This window comes from Alysiella filiformis (genome assembly GCF_014054525.1).
Taxonomy (GTDB): domain Bacteria; phylum Pseudomonadota; class Gammaproteobacteria; order Burkholderiales; family Neisseriaceae; genus Simonsiella; species Simonsiella filiformis.
The window spans coordinates 1,096,877-1,115,930 of record NZ_CP059564.1 but is presented as its reverse complement, the minus strand read 5'-3'; the positions used below and the strand labels follow the sequence as shown (position 1 = coordinate 1,115,930).

General features: G+C 48.2%; 17 protein-coding genes and 1 pseudogene. 9 read left to right on the top strand and 9 right to left on the bottom strand.

Annotation, left to right across the window (positions count from 1 at the left end; translation table 11 throughout):
- Positions 1 to 41: 41 nt before the first annotated feature.
- From H3L97_RS05565 to H3L97_RS05540, 6 genes and pseudogenes are all read right to left on the bottom strand, one after another.
- Entirely contained in the window at positions 42 to 734 is a 693-nt protein-coding gene (locus H3L97_RS05565) for a fimbrial biogenesis chaperone (protein WP_097114110.1), read from the bottom strand.
- Between the two features lie 100 nt (positions 735 to 834).
- Positions 835 to 1,473 (bottom strand): fimbrial protein, encoded by a 639-nt coding sequence (locus H3L97_RS05560; RefSeq protein ID WP_097114111.1) that lies wholly within the window; start codon positions 1,471 to 1,473, stop codon positions 835 to 837.
- 133 nt (positions 1,474 to 1,606) lie between these two features.
- Complete coding sequence (locus H3L97_RS05555; RefSeq protein ID WP_097114112.1) at positions 1,607 to 1,834, bottom strand: DUF1653 domain-containing protein; 228 nt, start codon at positions 1,832 to 1,834, stop codon at positions 1,607 to 1,609.
- Between the two features lie 80 nt (positions 1,835 to 1,914).
- Positions 1,915 to 2,505: pseudogene (gene hisB / locus H3L97_RS05550) on the bottom strand (imidazoleglycerol-phosphate dehydratase HisB); the annotation flags it as partial.
- A 148-nt stretch (positions 2,506 to 2,653) separates the two neighbouring features.
- Positions 2,654 to 3,853, bottom strand: coding sequence for a histidinol-phosphate transaminase (gene hisC, locus H3L97_RS05545; protein WP_097114196.1), 1,200 nt, complete (start codon positions 3,851 to 3,853; stop codon positions 2,654 to 2,656).
- 277 nt (positions 3,854 to 4,130) lie between these two features.
- Positions 4,131 to 5,525 (bottom strand): MFS transporter, encoded by a 1,395-nt coding sequence (locus H3L97_RS05540; RefSeq protein WP_097114114.1) that lies wholly within the window; start codon positions 5,523 to 5,525, stop codon positions 4,131 to 4,133.
- A 622-nt stretch (positions 5,526 to 6,147) separates the two neighbouring features.
- Here H3L97_RS05540 and H3L97_RS05535 point away from each other — a divergent pair.
- The 6 genes from H3L97_RS05535 (at position 6,148) to oppF (ending at position 12,309) form a co-directional block, all read left to right on the top strand.
- Positions 6,148 to 7,236 (top strand): conjugal transfer protein, encoded by a 1,089-nt coding sequence (locus tag H3L97_RS05535; RefSeq protein WP_097114115.1) that lies wholly within the window; start codon positions 6,148 to 6,150, stop codon positions 7,234 to 7,236.
- 70 nt (positions 7,237 to 7,306) lie between these two features.
- Positions 7,307 to 7,861 (top strand): RNA 2'-phosphotransferase, encoded by a 555-nt coding sequence (locus tag H3L97_RS05530; protein ID WP_097114116.1) that lies wholly within the window; start codon positions 7,307 to 7,309, stop codon positions 7,859 to 7,861.
- A gap of 93 nt (positions 7,862 to 7,954) precedes the next feature.
- Positions 7,955 to 8,890, top strand: coding sequence for a DMT family transporter (locus H3L97_RS05525; protein ID WP_097114117.1), 936 nt, complete (start codon positions 7,955 to 7,957; stop codon positions 8,888 to 8,890).
- A gap of 260 nt (positions 8,891 to 9,150) precedes the next feature.
- Positions 9,151 to 10,059: an oligopeptide ABC transporter permease OppC gene (oppC, locus tag H3L97_RS05520; protein ID WP_097114118.1), complete on the top strand. Its 909-nt coding sequence runs from the start codon at positions 9,151 to 9,153 to the stop codon at positions 10,057 to 10,059.
- Positions 10,060 to 10,294: 235 nt separating this feature from the next.
- Positions 10,295 to 11,278 (top strand): oligopeptide ABC transporter ATP-binding protein OppD, encoded by a 984-nt coding sequence (gene oppD, locus H3L97_RS05515; RefSeq protein ID WP_097114119.1) that lies wholly within the window; start codon positions 10,295 to 10,297, stop codon positions 11,276 to 11,278.
- 50 nt (positions 11,279 to 11,328) lie between these two features.
- Positions 11,329 to 12,309, top strand: a complete 981-nt coding sequence (oppF, locus tag H3L97_RS05510; protein ID WP_097114120.1) for a murein tripeptide/oligopeptide ABC transporter ATP binding protein OppF — start codon at positions 11,329 to 11,331, stop codon at positions 12,307 to 12,309.
- A 50-nt stretch (positions 12,310 to 12,359) separates the two neighbouring features.
- On the opposite strand, the gene H3L97_RS05505 is transcribed toward oppF, so the two are convergent.
- Entirely contained in the window at positions 12,360 to 12,764 is a 405-nt protein-coding gene (locus H3L97_RS05505; RefSeq protein WP_097114121.1) for a helix-turn-helix domain-containing protein, read from the bottom strand.
- A gap of 138 nt (positions 12,765 to 12,902) precedes the next feature.
- Here H3L97_RS05505 and H3L97_RS05500 point away from each other — a divergent pair, with 138 nt between their 5' ends.
- Positions 12,903 to 13,364, top strand: a complete 462-nt coding sequence (locus H3L97_RS05500) for a hypothetical protein (protein ID WP_097114122.1) — start codon at positions 12,903 to 12,905, stop codon at positions 13,362 to 13,364.
- Positions 13,365 to 13,435: 71 nt separating this feature from the next.
- Here the strand turns inward: H3L97_RS05500 and H3L97_RS05495 are convergent, their stop codons facing one another.
- Entirely contained in the window at positions 13,436 to 15,484 is a 2,049-nt protein-coding gene (locus H3L97_RS05495) for a M3 family metallopeptidase (protein WP_097114123.1), read from the bottom strand.
- Positions 15,485 to 15,526: 42 nt separating this feature from the next.
- Between H3L97_RS05495 and H3L97_RS05490 the strand changes: the two genes are divergently transcribed.
- Positions 15,527 to 15,748, top strand: coding sequence for a hypothetical protein (locus H3L97_RS05490; protein WP_143269127.1), 222 nt, complete (start codon positions 15,527 to 15,529; stop codon positions 15,746 to 15,748).
- Positions 15,749 to 15,784: 36 nt separating this feature from the next.
- Positions 15,785 to 16,291 (top strand): phosphatidylglycerophosphatase A family protein, encoded by a 507-nt coding sequence (locus H3L97_RS05485; RefSeq protein ID WP_097114124.1) that lies wholly within the window; start codon positions 15,785 to 15,787, stop codon positions 16,289 to 16,291.
- A gap of 498 nt (positions 16,292 to 16,789) precedes the next feature.
- On the opposite strand, the gene katG is transcribed toward H3L97_RS05485, so the two are convergent.
- A complete protein-coding gene (gene katG / locus H3L97_RS05480; RefSeq protein ID WP_097114126.1) occupies positions 16,790 to 18,964 on the bottom strand; it encodes a catalase/peroxidase HPI in 2,175 nt (724 codons plus the stop codon).
- Positions 18,965 to 19,054 lie beyond the last annotated feature (90 nt).

Here is a 19,054-nt window from a genome sequence, read left to right as displayed (position 1 = left end):
GCAGCCTGAAAATCAAAAAATCCATTTAAAATATTGATTTATCAATCATGCTGCAAAGGCGAAACATTGCCATAATCGCCGCCATAATCATTGATGATGTACCACGCCACCTGATTGGCTTGCGGCACAGCTTTTTTCAAAGTGTAAGATTGTTCCGAAAAAGGCGCGAGCATATCCGCATTTGCCACTTCGGTAAGCGTTTGTTTATCCTGATTTAATGCAATGTTGGCATAAGTAATGTAATACGGTGTAGGATTTTTAACCGTTAAAGTTTGCCCCGATAAATGCCATGTAACTTTCGCATAAGCATCGTCCACAGGATAGGGCAATTTGGCAGGGCGATAGAAAAACTTCAATTTGCTGCGCACACTCACTTGCACCTGACTTTGCTGTTCATCGCCTTTGGGTGGAATATCCAACACATTGAAATAAAATAAACTTTCACGGTCATTTGGCAAATTGCCACCTGTTTGGCGAATGCGTATGGTTTGGCTCGTTTTGCCATTCACACGGCTAATGGGTGGCGTGAGCGTAAAAGGCAAAGATTCGGCTTGATGATGAGGCGTTTCCAACCATGCTTGTACCAAAGATGGGGTGTCGTGCACATTTTTGATTTGCACCCCAATGCTTTTCTTTTCGGCAGGATAAATGACCCGCGTGCCTGTAATCACAATGCCAGCTTGGGCAAGGAAACTGGCACACAATAAAGCAAATATTGTCCCTATTTTCAACATGATGGCAATCCTTTGGCTGATTCAGGCAGCCTGAAATAAAATAAAGTCCCCGATTTCATGGGAAGTCGGAGACTTTTTCAATTTAATTTAAATCAAATGCTTATTTGTATTGAACCACAAAAGGTGCTTGTGCTTTAACTGGACCTGGTGTGGCATTGCCTTTTGGTGCATACAATTGTGCCGCAAATTTGAATTCAATACGACCTTCTGGATTGCTGCTATAGTTTGGCAAATCTTTCTCAATCGTATTGTTTTCACCAAATTGCAAAGGATTGTCTGCGCTCTCGGCATTGAATAAACGCACATACACATTTTGCGCACCACCATGACCGTACATATTATTCAATTCATTACCAGTCAAGCCTTTTTCAGCATTTTCAGTGGTAACAAATGAGTTGTTTTTATCAATGTGAACGCTCAATTTGCTTTTACCTGTCAATGAGGTAGCTTCTGGACATTTATTGAATGCCAAAGAAAATTCTTTTTTGTGGCTGCCCACTTTGGTGCTGTTCAAGGCGAATTGTTCTTGACCTGCACCGCCACTCAAATTCAACTCTTCTGCCAAAGTACCCAAGCCATTACTTTCAAAATCAGGCACACAAGTACTTACATTGATGTGGTCAACAATGTTTTTAACGAATGAGGTCGGAGCAGTCAAAGAAACTTCGCCAGCAGCCAAAGCCGAACCACTTACCATAGCAGCAGAAACGCCCAATGCAATCAATAATTTTTTCATCATAATTCTCCCAAAATGTAGAGATGTTGAGTTAAAAGTTAATGCTCGTTAAGAGCGATTTGCATTGTAATACGCTATGTTTACAAAAGCAACATTCAATTACACAAAGTGCCAAAATACAACACAATATGACACATTACGCAAATGCCTGTTGCAATTCAAAACGTGGCACGGTTTGGTTGTGGTGTTGCACGCTTTGGGCAAACATGGCTAATGGGCGCACCCACACGCCAAAATCGCCATACAAAGCACGATACACCACCAGCTTTTCGGCGGTTTCGGAATGGGTGGCAATTTCCAGCACTTCATACAAATTGCCTTTGTAATGGCGGTAAATGCCGCGCACAATGGGCTGGTTTGACATGGTTTTCCTTTTATTATCAATCAATGAAAAAAGGCGGACACTCAATCCGCCCCAGTTTAAGCATGGCTTGGCTTTTCAGATTAGGCGGTTAATGTGCCTTTGGTGGACGGCATTTTGCCTACCATGCGTTCATCGTGTTCCACCGCCATACGCAGGGCGCGTCCAAATGCTTTGAAAATGGTTTCGGCTTGGTGGTGGGCGTTTTTGCCGCGAATGTTGTCTATGTGCAGCGTCATCATGGCGTGATTGACCAAGCCGTGAAAAAATTCGCTGAACAAATCCACATCAAATCGCCCAATCAGGGCGCGTGTGTATTCAACGTGGTATTCCAAACCTGCTCGCCCTGATAAATCCAAAACCACTCGGCTTAATGATTCGTCAAGTGGCACATAGGCGTGTCCGTAGCGGCGTATGCCCATTTTGTCGCCCAAGGCTTGTTTGAGGGCTTGTCCCAAGGTAATGCCGATGTCTTCTACGGTGTGGTGGTCGTCTATGTGCAAATCGCCTTTGCAAACAATGTCTAAATCAATCAAGCCGTGTCGGGCGATTTGGTCTAGCATGTGTTCTAAAAATGGCACGCCTGTGTCAAAGTGGGCTTTGCCTGTGCCGTCTAAATTGATGGAAATGGTGATTTGGGTTTCGCTGGTGTTGCGGGTAACGGTTGCTTGGCGCATGGTTGTTTTCCTTTAATTTTATCGTCAATTCATTTAAAAACAGCACAAGTGTAGGGTGCAACTTGTTGCACCATTTTTCTGATAAAACATGAATTTGGTGCAACAAGTTGCACCCTACATTGTCCTATTTTCTATTGGTTTTAAATTATTTCAGGCTGCCTGAAAATGAAAATGCCAACACAAACACAATCACGACAATGGCTATCATCAACCACAACCATGTTTGATTGTGGCTGCTTTCGCTGTGGGTGGTGGTGGGCTGGATTTTGGCTGCCTGAATATTGTCGCTGTGCTGTTGCAAGACGCGCAACACTTGCTGGTTTTGTTCAGGTGTACCCAAGGTCAGGCGCAGGCAATTTTCCAATAAAGCGTGGCTGCCGTGCAATTTTTTAACCAAAATTTTGTTTTCTTTCAATAAATTGAATGCGGTTTCGGCTTGCGGCAAACGCACGGTAATGAAATTGGCTTGGCTGGGGAAAACGTGGGTTTCAGGCAGGCTGTTTAATTCGGCGGTCATTTTGTCGCGTTCTTGTTTCAAAATGGCGATTTTTTCGTCTATCCAATCCATGTGTTGCAAGGCGAATTTGCCTGCGCTCAAACTCAACTGGTTCATGTTGTAGGGTGGCGTAATTTTTGCCAATTCGTTCATGATGTTAGCGTGTCCCACCGCATAACCCAAACGCAATCCTGCAAAGCCAATTTTGCTCAAAGTGCGCAACACGACCATGTTTTCAGGCTGCCCTGCTTGTGGCAAAAAGCTGTCATCGCTGAATGCGCCATAGGCTTCGTCAATCACGACTATGCCTTGGGCGGCTTGAATGATTTGTTCCACATCGGCGCGCGCAAACGGTACGCCTGTCGGATTGTTGGGATAGGCAAGGTAAATCAAGGCAGGATTGTGGGTTTCAATGGCTTGCAACATGGCGGCGGTGTCCAGCGTGAAATCTTCGCGCAATGGCACGCCCACATAATTCAAGCCCAACAAAGCGGCATTGTGGCGATACATCACAAAAGCAGGTTCGACCGACAACACGGTGGCTTGCGGTTGGGCAACCAGCAGGGTCAATAATTGAATGAGTTCATCAGAACCATTGCCCAATACGATTTGGGCGGTGTCGGGCATGGCAAAGGCTTGGCGCAAGGCTGCCTGTAAGCCACTTGTGTGGGGATTGGGATAGCGATTGATGGGGGCGGCAGCGAGTTGTTGTGCCAATGCCTGTTGCAGGTGTTCGGGATATTGGTAGGGGACTTCCATTGCGTCCAGTTTGATGAAATCACTTGGCAAATCAGCCACTTGATAGGCGGTCATTTTTTGAATATCGGCACGAATAACAGAATGGGGCATGGGAAAACTCGCTTTGAATTGATGAATGAAAGGGGTTGAAAAAAGGTTTTCTTTTATCACAAAATGGGGGTGGGGTAAAGTTTCAGGCTGCCTTTTGGTACAAACAACAATCTTTGAGCTGCTGCAACTTGCTCCCTCTCCTGTGGGAGAGGGCTGGGGAGAGGGAAAAATCGTTGAGCATTGGCAGTTTTACCCTCTCCCTAACCCTCTCCCACAGGAGAGGGGACAGGTGGGTGGCAAAAATTGTAGGGTAATGAAAGGCTGCCTGAACATCATTTTAGGTTTGATTTTTAACCAAATTTGCGCCATCTCGCCAATGCAAACGGGCAAAAATCCAACTGGACAAAAACGTACACAAACCCACACACACAAAGGTGTAACGAAATGCCTCATGAATGCGCGCGCTGCCCATATATTGGCTAAAAAGCTGCAAGGTGGTCGCACCCAAAGCAATGCCCAATCCCACCGCAAGCTGTTGATTAACCGCCATTAAACTTGTGCCACTGCTGTTTTGGTGGTCGCGCAAATCGGCAATGGTGATGCTGTTCATGCCGCTAAATTGTATGGAATTGCACGCGCCCAATACGAAAAGCGGCGGCACCAGCCACAACACAGGCAAATTGGGCGGCAAAAATGCCAATGACGCAATCAGGCAACCAATAATCCGCGTGTTGTAGCTCAACACGCGCCGATAGCCCCAACGCAACATCAAGGGCGCAACCCAAGGTTTCACCACAATCGCCGCCAACGCCACAGGTGCCAACGCCAAACCTGCTATGCTGGCGCGGTGTCCCAAGCCCACTTGCAACAACAAGGGCAGCAAAAAAGGCATGGCAGAAATCCCCAAACGGCTTATCAAATTGCCCCACAATCCCAAACGAAACGTCCGCACTTGAAACAAATCCAAGCCATATAAAGGCTGTGGGCTGTGTTTGGCATGGCGATAATATGCCCACCACGCAAGCAAAGCACCACTCGCCACCAGCATCGCGTTTACCGCCGAATGGGGACGATGTGCCAATTCCATCGCCAAACTGAATCCCATCGCCCCACCGCCAAACAACACAAATCCCCATTTATCAAAATGCAAAGCGTGGCTGCCTGAATGGTAAAAATCGGGCAAAATCCGCAAAGTCAGCCACGCGGCAAACGCGCCAATCGGCACGTTGATGAGAAAAATCCAATGCCAACTGGCGTATTCAGCCAAATAGCCGCCCAAAACAGGTCCTAAAATGGGACCAATCAAAGCGGGCATGATGATGAAATTGATGATGCGCAACAAATCACTTTTGGCATATGCTTTTACCATCACCAAACGCGGTGCCGATGTGAGCATTGCGCCACCCAAACCTTGAATCACACGCCCAAACACCAAAAATGGCAAATTGGGCGCGCTGGCACACAACACACTCCCCAGCACAAAAATCAGCAGCGACACAAACACCACCTTGCGCGTACCAAAACGGTCGCAAAGCCACGCATTGAGCGGCATGAGCAAAGCCAAAGTCAGCGCATACGCCACCACCGCCAACTGCATATTCAAAGGCGATTGTTGCAAATCACGCGCAATGAGCGGCAGGGCGGTATTCAAAATGGTGGTATCCAGCATTTGCATGAAAATAATCATCGCCAGCAAGCTGGGCAAATGGCGCGATGGAGGCATTTGGCTCATGTTGTATCCTTTTTGTTTTTTGGGGAAATGCGGTTTCAGGCAGCCTGAAACCTTTGCAAAACTGTATTCGTAGGGGCGGATTTCATATCCGCCCTGTTTTGATGTGCCAATATTTTTAATTTTATCAAATATTTGTGGAAAGGGCGGATATGAAATCCGCCCCTACGTCTGTTTCACAATGGGTTTTGCAAAAGTTTCAGCCTTTCAGTACACGACAAAAATCTTTCAGGCTGCCTGCAACCTGTCCCCTCCCCTGCTGGCGGGGGAGGGTTAGGGTGGGGGTGCACGTTGCGTTTCTACCCCCCACCCCAGCCCTCCCCCTTGCATAGGGGGAGGGGGTAGGTTTGTGGCAATATCAAAAAATGTCGTGCACTGAAAGGCAGCCTGCAACCTGTCCCCTCCCCTGCTGGCGGGGGAGGGTTAGGGTGGGGGTGGCACGTTGCGTTTCTAACCCCCACCCCAGCCCTCCCCCTTGCATAGGGGGAAGGGGTAGGTTTGTGGCAATATCAAAAAATATCGTGTACTGAAAGGCAGCCTGAAAGATTTTTGTCGTGTACTGTAAGGCAGCCTGAAAACTTGCTACAATCCCATTTCCTTAACTGAAATTAACACACACAACATCATGCAGATTTTACCCGATACACGCCCCTATCCCACCGACCCCGTTAAAAATGATTTGTTGTTGTATGCCAGCCAAATTGCCCACGCCACATCACAAGCGCAACGCACCTTGGCAAAAGAACAATTACACAGCAAAATCAACGAAATGCTGATACAAAATTTTTATTTGGGTTTGTCCGTAGCCATGTCTATGGCGGCAAACGAGCAAGTTTACGCCATTTTAATGGACGAATTGGACAAAGTTTTACAAGCCAAAACCGACACCGAAATCCAATGGTTTGCCCTGCCCGTGGTGGTGGTGGCAGGCGCAAAACAAGCCCAAAATTTACCGCTTGCCGCACCCAGCATGGAATTGGCAGCGTGTTTGGCGAATTATCCCACTTTGCGACCTTTAAGCCATGCCACATGGTTGCCGCATTTGCTCCGCGCCGATGATTTTGCCGCCATCAAAGCCGATGCGTGGTTTGCCGCCAAACAAAACATTCAGGCAGCCCAACAATTTGCCCAAAGTTTACCCCAACGCGCCCAAGCCGTGCCAGCCGACCAATCGGTACACGTTTTGTATGCCTTGGCTTATGGTGGGGCAGAAATTTTGTCCGTTTTGGGACAAAATTTGCGTGAAGCCGCCCTGCCGCTCATGCAAGTGTGGCAGCAAAGTTTGGCAACACAAGGTTTAACCCTGTTTACCAATCCCCTGTCGCCCAACACCCCATTGGCAGCTTTAACCGATGCCAGCCACATGCGTTTGCGTATGGCTTTGGACGTGTTTGCAGCCAATGCGATTCGCGCGATTCGCTTGCAAAGTCCGCGCGTGGGCGTGGTGATGGCGGCGCAAGAAGGCGGCAAATTGCTGTTTGGTTTCAACACCACCGACCAAGCCTTTGAGTTGCCCCAACTCACGTTCACATGGGCATTGTCGCCACGCGAAAGCATTGGTGTGGTGCAACAAAATTTTCTGAATTTAATGGCAGATTGCCAAGTGGAACACATTTATCAACTGGATAAACCTTTGTTGGAAAATGAAACATTGCCCACCTATTCACGCGCTTTGCAATATGCGGGACACAATCCCTTTTTAGCGGCAATGTGATGTTCAGGCAGCCTCGCCCACTTTGCAAGGCTGCCTGAAAACACAAAAAATATTGAAATAGGAATATGCCATGTCCGACCCCATCAAATCCACCAGCAAATTTTTGAGCTACGTTTTGCGTCATCACCCCGAAAGCATTGGCATTGAATTGGACAGCGAAGGCTGGGTTGATGTATCCATTTTGCTGACCCAAGCCGCCGCACACCAGCGCGACATCTCCCCCCAGTTGCTGCACGATGTGGTGGCAAACAACAACAAAAAACGCTTTACCCTGTCGCCCGATGGCACGCGCATTCGGGCGGCGCAGGGGCATTCTACCGCACAAGTGAACATTCAACACCAAGCCATTGAACCGCCTGCCATTTTGTATCACGGCACGGCACAGCATTTTTTGGCAAGCATTGAGCAGCAAGGCTTACGCGCAGGTCAGCGTCATCATGTGCATTTGTCGGCAGACGCGCAAACGGCTCAACAAGTGGGGCAACGGCATGGCAAACCTGTTGTTTTACAAGTCAATGCTGCGGCAATGCACGCGGCTGGATTTGAATTTTATTTGAGCGACAATCGGGTTTGGCTAACCCAAGCCGTGCCACCTGAATTTTTGGCACCCGCGTTCGCAAAATAAATGCTTGGATTTTATGGATAAGTTTTGCAAATACAAGGCGATTTTCAGGCAGCCTGAACGCCACTTCATCATCAATCTCCCCATACCCAAAATATGAATCATCAGCGACCTTTACTCGGCTTTGCGCTGGCTTTGCTGGCAAGCATGACTTGGGGAACCCTGCCCTTGGCAATTCAACAGGTTTTGAAAATCATGGACGCGCCCACTTTGGTGTTCAGCCGCTTTGTGGTGGCGGCGGTGGTGTTGTGCGCGTTTGGCGCGTGGCGCGGCACTTTACCGCAACGTTCGCGTTTTACCCAACGGCATGGCGTGTTGTTGCTGATGGGCAGCGTGGCTTTGGCGTTGAATTTTGTGTTGTTTTCATTGGCTTTGCATTATGTTTCGCCCACCACCACGCAGGTTTTGTGGCAACTTGCCCCATTTGGCATGATGATAAGTGGCGTGCTGGTGTTTGGCGAAAAACTGGGTTGGTTTCAAAAATGGGGTGCGGTGTTATTGGTGTTGGGATTGTTGGCATTTTTCAATCAAAATTTGGGCGAAATGCTGCAATTTGGCACTTACGCCAAAGGCATTTTGCTGGCGGTGGGCGCGAGTTTGATTTGGGTGGGCTATGGCGTGGCGCAGAAATTGTTGCTGCCTGAATACAGTTCCGCGCAAATTTTGCTGTTGATTTATGCTGCCTGTGCGCTGTGGTTAAGCCCCATGGCAAGCCCCACGCAAATTGGCGATTTACACGGTGTGGCATTGCTGTGTTTTGCCTATTGTTGCGTGAACACGCTGGTGGGCTATGGCGCGTATGGCGAGGCTTTGAACCATTGGGACGCGTCCAAAGTGAGCGTGATTACCACGATGTTGCCGATTTTTACGATGATTTTTTCGTGGCTGGCTCATGCGTTTGCGCCAGAAATGTTTCCTGCTTTGCAAATGAATGTGTTGAGTTATGTGGGGGCATTTGTGGTGGTGTTGGGGGCGATTTTGGCGGCGGTGGGCGATAAATTGTGGGCGCGGAAAAAAATTCAGGCAGCCTGAAAACCATATTAATGAAAAATGAAAAAAGAAAAACATCATGTCTCGACAACGCTCACTTTTTCAAGCAGCAGATTTACCGCATTTGGATGACATTTTGCCTGAACATCAAGCGCGGTTTGGCGAACAACATATTTTTGTTTTGAAAACCGATTTTTAAGGCGCGAACCGTTGCGTGCCACAAACCCAAAGCGTGGGTATGGCGGCGCAACGCCATGAAACCAACTCAAAATACCCAAAACATTCAATAAAAAGGAACACTTATGTTAGTCAGCAAAGAAACCAACCAAGCCATTGAAAACATGGCGCAAGATGCCGACATTCAAGGACGCAGCCTGTGGCAAGACGCTTGGCGGCGTTTTAAACGCAACAAAGCGGCTTTGGTCAGCATGTTGATTTTGTTGATGATTGGCGCGTTTGTGGTGCTGGTGCCTTGGTTTGCGCCTTTTGGCTATGCCGACACCGATTGGGGCAATATGCAAGCCGCGCCATCGTTTGCCAACAAGCATTATCTTGGCACGGATTCGTTGGGGCGCGATTTGCTCACGCGCGTGGCGATGGGCGGACGCATTTCGCTGATGGTGGGCATTGCTGGCGCGTTGGTGGCGGTGTTGGTGGGGACGATTTATGGTGCGACTTCGGGCTATTTGGGCGGCAAGGTGGACATGTTGATGATGCGTTTTTTGGAGATTTTGAACGCTTTTCCGTTTATGTTTTTTGTGATTTTGTTGGTTACTTTGTTTGGGCGCAATTTGTTTTTTATTTTTGTGGCGATTGGCATGGTGTCGTGGCTGGACGTGGCGCGGATTGTGCGCGGGCAAACTTTGAGCTTGAAACGCAAGGAATTCATTGAGGCGGCTCATGTTTGTGGTGTGTCGGGCAAAAACATTGTGTTGCGCCACATTGTGCCGAATGTGTTGGGCGTGGTGGTGATTTATGCGTCTTTGCTGGTGCCGAGCATGATTTTGTTTGAGTCGTTTTTGAGCTTTTTGGGCTTGGGCGTGCAAGAGCCGATGACCAGTTGGGGCGCAATGTTGGAAGAAGGCGCGAAAACCATGCAAGTTGCGCCATGGCAACTGCTTGTGCCATCGGTGTTTTTGGTGATGACTTTGTTTTGCTTTAATTTTATTGGCGATGGTTTGCGCGATGCGCTTGACCCAAAAGACCGTTGAGTGGCTTTCAGGCAGCATTTCGCCATACGATAAAAATCGGTTGGCTGCCTGAAACCTGTTCCCTCCCCTGTGGCGGGGGAGGGTTAGGGTGGGGGTGGTGCGTTGGCTTTCTAACACCCACCCCAGCCCTCCCCCTTTCATAGGGGGAGGGAGTAGATGGGTGGAAACATCACAAATTGTCGTGTACTTTCAGGCTGCCTGAAAACCCAAAAAACCATTTTAAGGAACAAACAAAATGACACAACCCCTATTACAAATCAAAGATTTACAAGTCAAATTCAAAACCGAAGACGGCATGGTTACTGCCGTAAACAACCTGAATTTTTCGCTCAACCAAGGCGAAACTTTGGGCATTGTGGGCGAATCGGGTTCGGGCAAATCGCAAACGGCTTTTGCGATTATGGGTTTACTGGCGAAAAATGGACAAACAAGCGGCTCGGTGCAATTCAATGGCAAAGAAATTTTGGGGCTGCCTGAAAAAGCCCTCAACCAAATCCGCGCCGAACAAATCGCCATGATTTTTCAAGACCCCATGACTTCGCTCAACCCCTATCTGCGCGTGGGCGAGCAGTTGGCGGAAGTGCTGATGTTGCACAAAGGCATGAGCAAAACCGATGCGTGGGCAGAATCGCTGAAAATGTTGGACGCGGTCAAAATTCCCGAAGCCGCCAAGCGCATTAAAATGTATCCCCATGAATTTTCAGGGGGAATGCGCCAGCGTGTGATGATTGCCATGGCATTGTTGTGTCGCCCCAAATTGCTGATTGCCGATGAACCCACCACCGCTTTGGACGTTACCGTGCAGGCGCAAATCATGGCTTTACTCAATGATTTAAAACGGGATTTCAACACCACCATCATCATGATTACCCACGATTTGGGCGTGGTGGCAGGCATTTGCGACCGCGTGTTGGTGATGTATGCAGGGCGCACAATGGCGTATGGACCAACAGACGAGATTTTCTACCACCCCACGCACCCCTACACCATGGGCTTGCTGGGCGCGGTGCCACGTTTGGACGCGCCCGATGGCGAGGAATTGGCAACGATTAAGGGCAATCCGCCCAATTTATTGCGTTTGCCCACAGGCTGCCCATTTCAGGAGCGTTGCGACAAAGCGATGGACATTTGCCGCCAAGAACCGCCCGAATTGAAGTTTTTGCCCAAAGAACGCCAAAGGGCTTGCCATTGGGAACACCCTTATCATTCAAATGTTTAAATGTTTTTCAGGCAGCCTGAATTGACAAAATAAAAAAGGACAACAAAATCATGACACAACCCCCACTACTGCAAGTCCGCGATGTACAAACCCATTTTGACATCAAACAAGACGGCGCATTTTTCTGGCAAAAACCCGCCACGCTCAAAGCCGTGAATGGCGTGTCGTTTGACCTGTATGCAGGCGAAACGCTGGGCGTGGTGGGCGAAAGCGGTTGCGGCAAATCCACTTTGGCGCGCACGATTATTGGCTTGGTTAAAGCGCGTTCAGGCAGCATCAAATTCAATGGCGAAGAGCTGGTCGGGCTGCCTGAAAAAGCCATGCGCCTGAAACGCAAAGACATTCAAATGATTTTTCAAGACCCACTTGCCTCACTCAATCCGCGCATGACGGTGGGCGACATCATTGCCGAGCCGCTCAAAACCTTTTTTCCGCATTTGAATCAACAAGAAATGCAAACGCGCGTTAAAGCCATCATGCAAAAAGTGGGCTTGTTGCCCAATCAAATCAACCGCTATCCGCACGAATTTTCAGGCGGACAATGCCAGCGCATTGGCATTGCACGCGCCCTGATTGTGGAACCCAAATTGATTATTTGCGATGAACCCGTTTCCGCTTTGGACGTTTCCATTCAAGCACAAGTGGTTAATTTATTGAAAAAATTGCAAAAAGAAATGGGTTTGGCATTGATTTTCATTGCCCACGATTTGTCGGTGGTCAAACACATTTCCGACCGCGTTTTGGTGATGTATTTGGGCAATGCGGTGGAATTGGGTACAGACCAAGCCGTGTATGCCGCGCCCAAACACCCCTACACGCAAGCCCTGATGTCTGCCGTGCCATTGCCCGACCCCAAGGCGGAGCGCGAGAAAAAAATCCAGCTTTTGGTGGGCGATTTGCCCAGCCCCATCAATCCGCCAAGCGGTTGTGTGTTTCGGACGCGCTGCCCCATTGCCGATGGCGCGTGTGCCGAAAGCAAGCCCACATTGCACGGTACAGAACAACATCAAGCAGCCTGCCTGAAAATTTAAACCATAAAAAACCGTCCAAAAATCAAATTATTGGGCGGTTTTCACTTGTTTCATTGGTTTTGTTTTAATCGTTTAATTTCTTCTTGCTGCATGGCAATGATGGTTTCTTTATCTTTGAGTTTTTCGCTTAAATATTCAACTTGCATTTGCAATTTTTCAATTTCATTTTGTAAATACTCATTATCGCAATTAATTTGTTTATGTCCTGTGCTGTTGTCGCCAATATCGCCCATTACAATACCAAAAAAAGCATTTTGTTTACTTAATTTCAATAAATCAAGCACATCAATTTGAAACACTTCTGCCACTTTTTCCAACTGGTGCAATTTCAACTGATTCTCTCCACTTTCCCAACGTGCATAGCTGCTTTTGGAAATACTCAATTTTTCAGCCATTTCTTCTTGCGACCAATTCTTGACCTCTCTCAACATTTTGATGGTTTTTGCCACAGTCATTTCCCCACTCCAAAAATTGGGATTTTATCCCTAAAAAAGAGAAAAATCCACTAAATTCAGGGAAGTAAAATATCAAATAATCCTTTATGATACAAATACTTCATTCAAACCCAACCTTCAACTTTTAGGAGTATGACTATGAAAATGAAATTTTTTCATTTGTGTGGTATGAGTATCGCTTTGTCTGGTTTATTGTTAAGCAATACAGCTTTGGCAAATCCTGAGCCACATTGCCCAGCAAAAGCAATCAGCAAAACTTTTTTCCGTAACAATCAAGGAAAAACGGTTGGCGAAGTCCAATTATATTGGTCAGAAAAATGTGGTAAAAATTGGGCAAAAGTCATCAGTTATGATGCAAAAAATTACCCAGTTGGTGCAGCTTGGTTGGAAAATGCCAAAAATGATGGCGAGCGCGTGAAATTCCATACCCTTAAAGAGGATACGGGTTCTTCCAATGGAACGTACTATGCTAATGAAATGTATTCACAATCTATTTATGGCAGAAATCTCACAGTAAGGGCAGCAGGAACACTTGTCCCACAAGGCAGAGACACATATGCCTACAATGGACATATGGTTCAAAAAACCCAAGCATATTGATTTTTAAAATTCAATCGCTCAACAATTCATTTTTTGATTTGTTGAGCGATTTGTTCATATCAAACTAATTTTCAGGCAGCCTGCACATCAAATCCCGAATGGCGCAACAGCGCGTCCATGCTCGGTTCACGCCCACGGAATGCCTTGAAACTTTCCGCCGCGCTGCGACTGCCGCCCACCGCCAAAATTTCGTTCCAGAAACGCGCCCCCGTGCCGCGCACATCGTCCGTTTCCTCAAATGCCGCATAAGCGTCCGCGCTCAACACTTCCGCCCACGCGTAGCTGTAATAGCCAGCCGAATAGCCGCCAGCAAAAATGTGGCTGAAACTGTTGGCAAAACGATTGTATTCAGGCGGTTGCACCACCGCCACTTCACGGCGCACTTCTGCCAAAGTCTGCGCCCAATGATTCAGGCTGCCTGAATCTTCCGCGCTGAACACGCGCATATCAAACAGCGCAAACTCCATTTGGCGCACCAAAAACAGACCGCGTTGGAAGTTTTTTGCCGCCAGCATTTTGTTGAACAAGGTTTCAGGCAGCGTTTCGCCCGTTTCTTCGTGTGCCGACATTTCTGCCAACACTTTGTATTCCCAAACAAAATTTTCCATAAATTGACTGGGCAATTCCACCGCGTCCCATTCCACGCCATTGATGCCACTCACTCCCAATTCGTCCACGCGCGTGAGCAAATGGTGCAAGCCGTGTCCCATTTCGTGAAACAGCGTGATGATTTCATCGTGGCTCAAACGCGCCTCTTTGCCGTTTACGGGTGGCGTGAAATTGCACACCAAATAGGCAGTAGGTGTTTGAATTGTCCCTGCTTTTTCGCCTGTGATGAAACGGCGGCGACCGCGATAATCGCTCATCCACGCGCCACCGCGTTTGCCTTCACGCGCATACAAATCCATGTACACCCCGCCGATGATGCCGCCGCCTTTTTCCAATTCAAAATAGCGCACGTCTTTGTGCCAAGTGGGAACGGTTTTTTCCGTCAAATTCACGCCATACAAACGCTTGATTTGCGCGAACAAACCCGATAACACCTTGTTGGCAGGGAAATATTTTTTCACTTCGGTTTCGGAAAAGGCGTATTTCGCTTGGCGCAATTTTTCGCTGGCATAGCCCAAATCCCACGATTGGATTTCAGGCAGCCCCAATTCTTTGGCGGCAAATTCGCGTACTTCGGCTAAATCTTTTTCGGCAAACGGTTTGGCGCGGCTGGCTAAATCTTTCAAAAAATCCACCACTTGTGTGGGCGTATCCGCCATTTTCGTTACCAGCGACAATTCGGCATAATTTTTGTAGCCGAGCAAGTTGGCTTCTTCCAAAGCAATTTCAAGGCAGCGTGTGATGTTTGCCGTGTTGTCCCATTCGGGTTTGCCCAATTCGCTGGCGCGGGTGGCGTAGGCGCGGTAGATTTGTTCGCGCAAATCGCGGTTTTCCGCGTATTGCATGATTGCCATGTAATGCGGTGCTTGCAAGCCGACTTTGTAGCCCGATTTGCCTTCGGCTTGCGCGGCAGCCTGAAACATGGCGAGCGCGTATTCAGGCAGCCCAGCCAACTGACGCTCATCTTCAAAATAAAGCGCAAAATCATCGGTCGCGTCCAACACATTTTGCGAAAATTGCGCGGAAAGTTGGGCAGATTCGGTTTGCAAAGCCGCCAAACGCGCTTGCTGTTCAGGCGGCAATTCTGCACCGCTCAACACAAAACCGCGTAAGTCATTGTTTAATTTAACCTGTTGCGCGTCATCCAAACGTTTGAAACGGTCGGAATTTTTGATTGCTTTGAAACGCGCGTAAAGTTCAATATCTTGCCCGATTTCCGTGAAAAATACGGTAACTTCGGGCATCAATTCATTGTAAACCGCGCGGAGTTCTGGTGTGTCCACCACCGAATTGAGGTGCGCCACCACCCCCCAAATGCGCCCCACGCGCTCGGTGATGTCGGTTAAGCTTTCCACCGTGTTTTGCCAAGTGGTTTCGCTTTGTGCTTTAATTTCAGCAATTTGGGCGCGTGCTTCGGCAATCGCGCTTTGCATGGCGGGTTTGACATGTTCCACGCGAATGTCGGCAAAACGCGGCTCGTGTTGCAAATTCAATAAAATGTTTTCGGACATGGTGTTTTCCTTTGGTAAATGGGGTTTCAGGCTGCCTGAAAATTGGGGACGTGCCACACATTTATCCCCTCTCCCTGTGGGAGAGGGTTAGGGAGAGGACTTTGGCGTTTTTTTCCCTCTCCCCAGCCCTCTCCCACAGGGAGAGGGAGTGGAGTTGCTGCACCCCACTTTTCAGGCAGCCTGAAACAACTTTGCGACAAAAATTTTCTGTATTATGGGGCTGCTTTGAGAAAAAACAATGCAAATTATGTGAGATTATGTTAAAACACGTTTTTTAACTTTTTAATTGGGAGAATTGCCATGTCGGTACAACACGACTTGCCCGTGCGCCCCACTTGGGCATTTTTAATGAAAAACAAAATGGCGTTTTTGGGATTTGGTTTTGGCGCAGGGCTTGCCCCCAAAGCGCAAGGCACATGGGGTTCGCTGGTGGGCATGATGTTGGCAGGCTTGCTGCTGGGTTCAGGTTTGGGCAAACTGGGCTTGTTTGTTTTGGCGGCGATTTTATTTGTGGCAGGCATTTGGATTTGCAACGAAACCGAATTGGCATTGGGTCGCGTCCACGATTACCGTGGCGTGGTGTGGGACGAAATTGTCGGCATCATGTTTGTGTATGCGCTTGTGCCACAAGGATTTTTTTGGTGGATTTTTGCTTTTGGCGCATTCCGCCTGTTTGACATTGCCAAACCACAGCCCATTGCCTTCTTTGACGAAAAAGTACGCGGCGGTTTTGGCGTGATGTTGGACGATGTAGTGGCGGCGGTCTATGCCGTGTTGCTGGTGCAATTCGTGAATTTATTTTTGTGATGCACGTTCAGGCAGAGCCGTACCGTACGCAACAGAAAACGGTTTTGCCTTCGGCAACTGACTTTTTGAAAAAGTCAGCCAAACACATGAAAGCTGAACGGTTTGCGTTTCAAAAAACATTTCAGGCAGCCTGAAACCTGTGCAAAACCTACTTTTAAACTGACATAGGGGTGGATTTCATATCCGCCCCTTTTTTTCAATTTAGGGTTAATTCATTTAAGTAATTTTTCTCCCTCTCCTTGTGGGAGAGGGCTGGGGAGAGGGTATACCTCAACAAACCCTCTCTCCAACTCTCTCCCACAGGGAGAGAGGGCTGGTTTATTGGCACATTTACAGTTACTTATCCCAAGTTCACGTTTTTGTAGGGTGATGAAAAAGCCACAAAAAAGTTGCCTGAAAGCCATAAAACGGTTTTCAGGCAGCCTGAAACCCAAAAAAACCGCATTATCCCAAACCATTCAGGATAATGCGGTTTTCATTTCAACAATCTAAATCAGATTATTTTTTCAAATCATAGCGGTCAGCGTTCATCACTTTAACCCAAGCGTTGGCGAAATCTTGTGCGAATTTTTCGCCAGCGTCATCTTGTGCATACAATTCAGCGTAAGCACGCAAGATGGAGTTAGAACCGAACACCAAGTCCACACGGGTTGCCGTGAATTTGGTTGCGCCAGATTTGCGGTCTACGATGTTGTAGCTGTTGCGACCAGTGGGTTCCCACTTGTTGCCCATGTCCACCAAGTTGCGGAAGAAGTCGGTGGTCAAAACGCCTACGCGGTCGGTAAACACGCCGTGTTTGCTGTCGCCGTGGTTCGCGCCCAATACGCGCAAGCCACCCACCAAAACGGTCATTTCAACAGCAGTCAAGCCCAATAATTGTGCGCGGTCAAGCAACAACTCTTCTGGGGTTGGCTCGTAGTGTTTTTCTTGGTAGTTGCGGAAACCATCGTGAATCGGTTTCAAGTATTCAAATGATTCAACGTCAGTTTGCTCTTGCAAAGCATCGCCACGACCTGCTGCGAAAGGCACTTTCACGTTGAAACCAGCGTCTTTAATCGCTTTTTCAACGGCAGCCGTACCGCCCAACACAATCAAATCTGCCACAGACACATTGGTTTCAGCAGACAATTTTTCGTAAACCGCCAAGGCTTTTTGCAAGCGAGCAGGTTCGTTGCCTTCCCAATCTTTTTGTGGAGCCAAACGGATACGCGCACCGTTGGCACCGCCACGGTAGTCGGATTGACGGAATGTACGCGCTGAATCCCATGCAGTTGCCACCAATTCGCCAATGCTCAAACCAGATGCCAAGATTTTTTCTTTCAGGCTGCTGATTTCGGCTTCGCTGGGCACATATTTGGGTGCAGGGATTGGGTCTTGCCAAATCAAATCTTCTTGTGGCACCAATGGACCATGGTAGCGAGATTTAGGGCCCATATCGCGGTGGGTCAATTTGAACCATGCACGCGCAAAGGCATCATCAAATGCCGCTTGGTCATCGCGGAAACGCTCTGAAATTTTGCGGTATTCTGGGTCTTTAATCAAAGCCATATCGCCATCGTTCATGGTGATTTTGCGTTTGATTGTTGGGTCGTTTTGGTCGGCAGGCATGTCTTCTGGGTCCATTTCAGATGGTTCCCATTGTTTTGCGCCAGCAGGTGAGCGAACGATTTCAAATTTGTCTTCGTATTTGAACAACAATTTGAAGAATTCGTTGTCCCAACGGTCTGGATTGGTTGTCCATGCGCCTTCAATGCCAGAAGTGATTTTTGCCAATGATTTGTCATCGGTTTTCCAGCCCAAACCTTGGTCGGCGATGTCAGCCGCTTCGGGTTCTGCGCCCACTTCTTTGGCGTTGCCGTTACCGTGTTGTTTACCGATGGTATGACCACCTGCTACCAATGCCACGGTTTCTTCGTCATTCATACCCATGCGGCTGAATGTGATGCGCATATCGCGTGCGGTTTTGATGGGGTCGGGGTTGCCGTCCACGCCTTCTGGGTTGATGTAAATCAAGCCCATCATTACGGCAGACAAGGGGTTTTCCAATTCGCGGTCGCCGCTCCAACGGTTGCCTTTTGAACCTGTGGGTGCCAACCATTCGGTTTCTGAACCCCAGTAAGTGTCTTTTTCAGGGTGCCAAATGTCTTCACGACCGAATGCGAAACCGTAGGTTTTCAAACCAGCAGCTTCATAACCCATGGTACCTGCCAACAGAATCAAGTCAGCCCAAGAGATTTTGTTGCCGTATTTTTGTTTGATGGGGTAGAGCAAGCGGCGTGCTTTGTCCAAGTTGGCGTTATCGGGCCAAGAGTTCAATGGGGCAAAGCGTTGGTTGCCTGTGTTGCCACCACCGCGACCGTCCATGGCACGGTAAGAACCTGCTTGGTGCCATGCCATACGCGCCATCAAACCACCGTAGTAGCCGTGGTCGGCAGGCCACCAGTCTTGGCTGTCGCGCAACATATCGGCGATGTCTTTTTTCAGGGCTTCAACGTCCAATTTTTTCAATTCTTCGGCGTAGTTGAAGTCTTTGCCCAAGGGGTTCACTTTGGTGTCGTGTTGGTGCAAAATGTCCAAGTTCAGGGCTTTTGGCCACCAAGCCATAGGTCCTTGTTGGTCGGAAGTTACGCTACCGTGTACGGGGCAGCCTGTTACAGAGTGATTTGCTGACATGGTTTTGTTTCCTTACAAATATCCAGTTAAAATAAATGACAAATGGGTGATAGCCTTAAATTTAAACTATCGCTTTCAAAAAGAGCATTG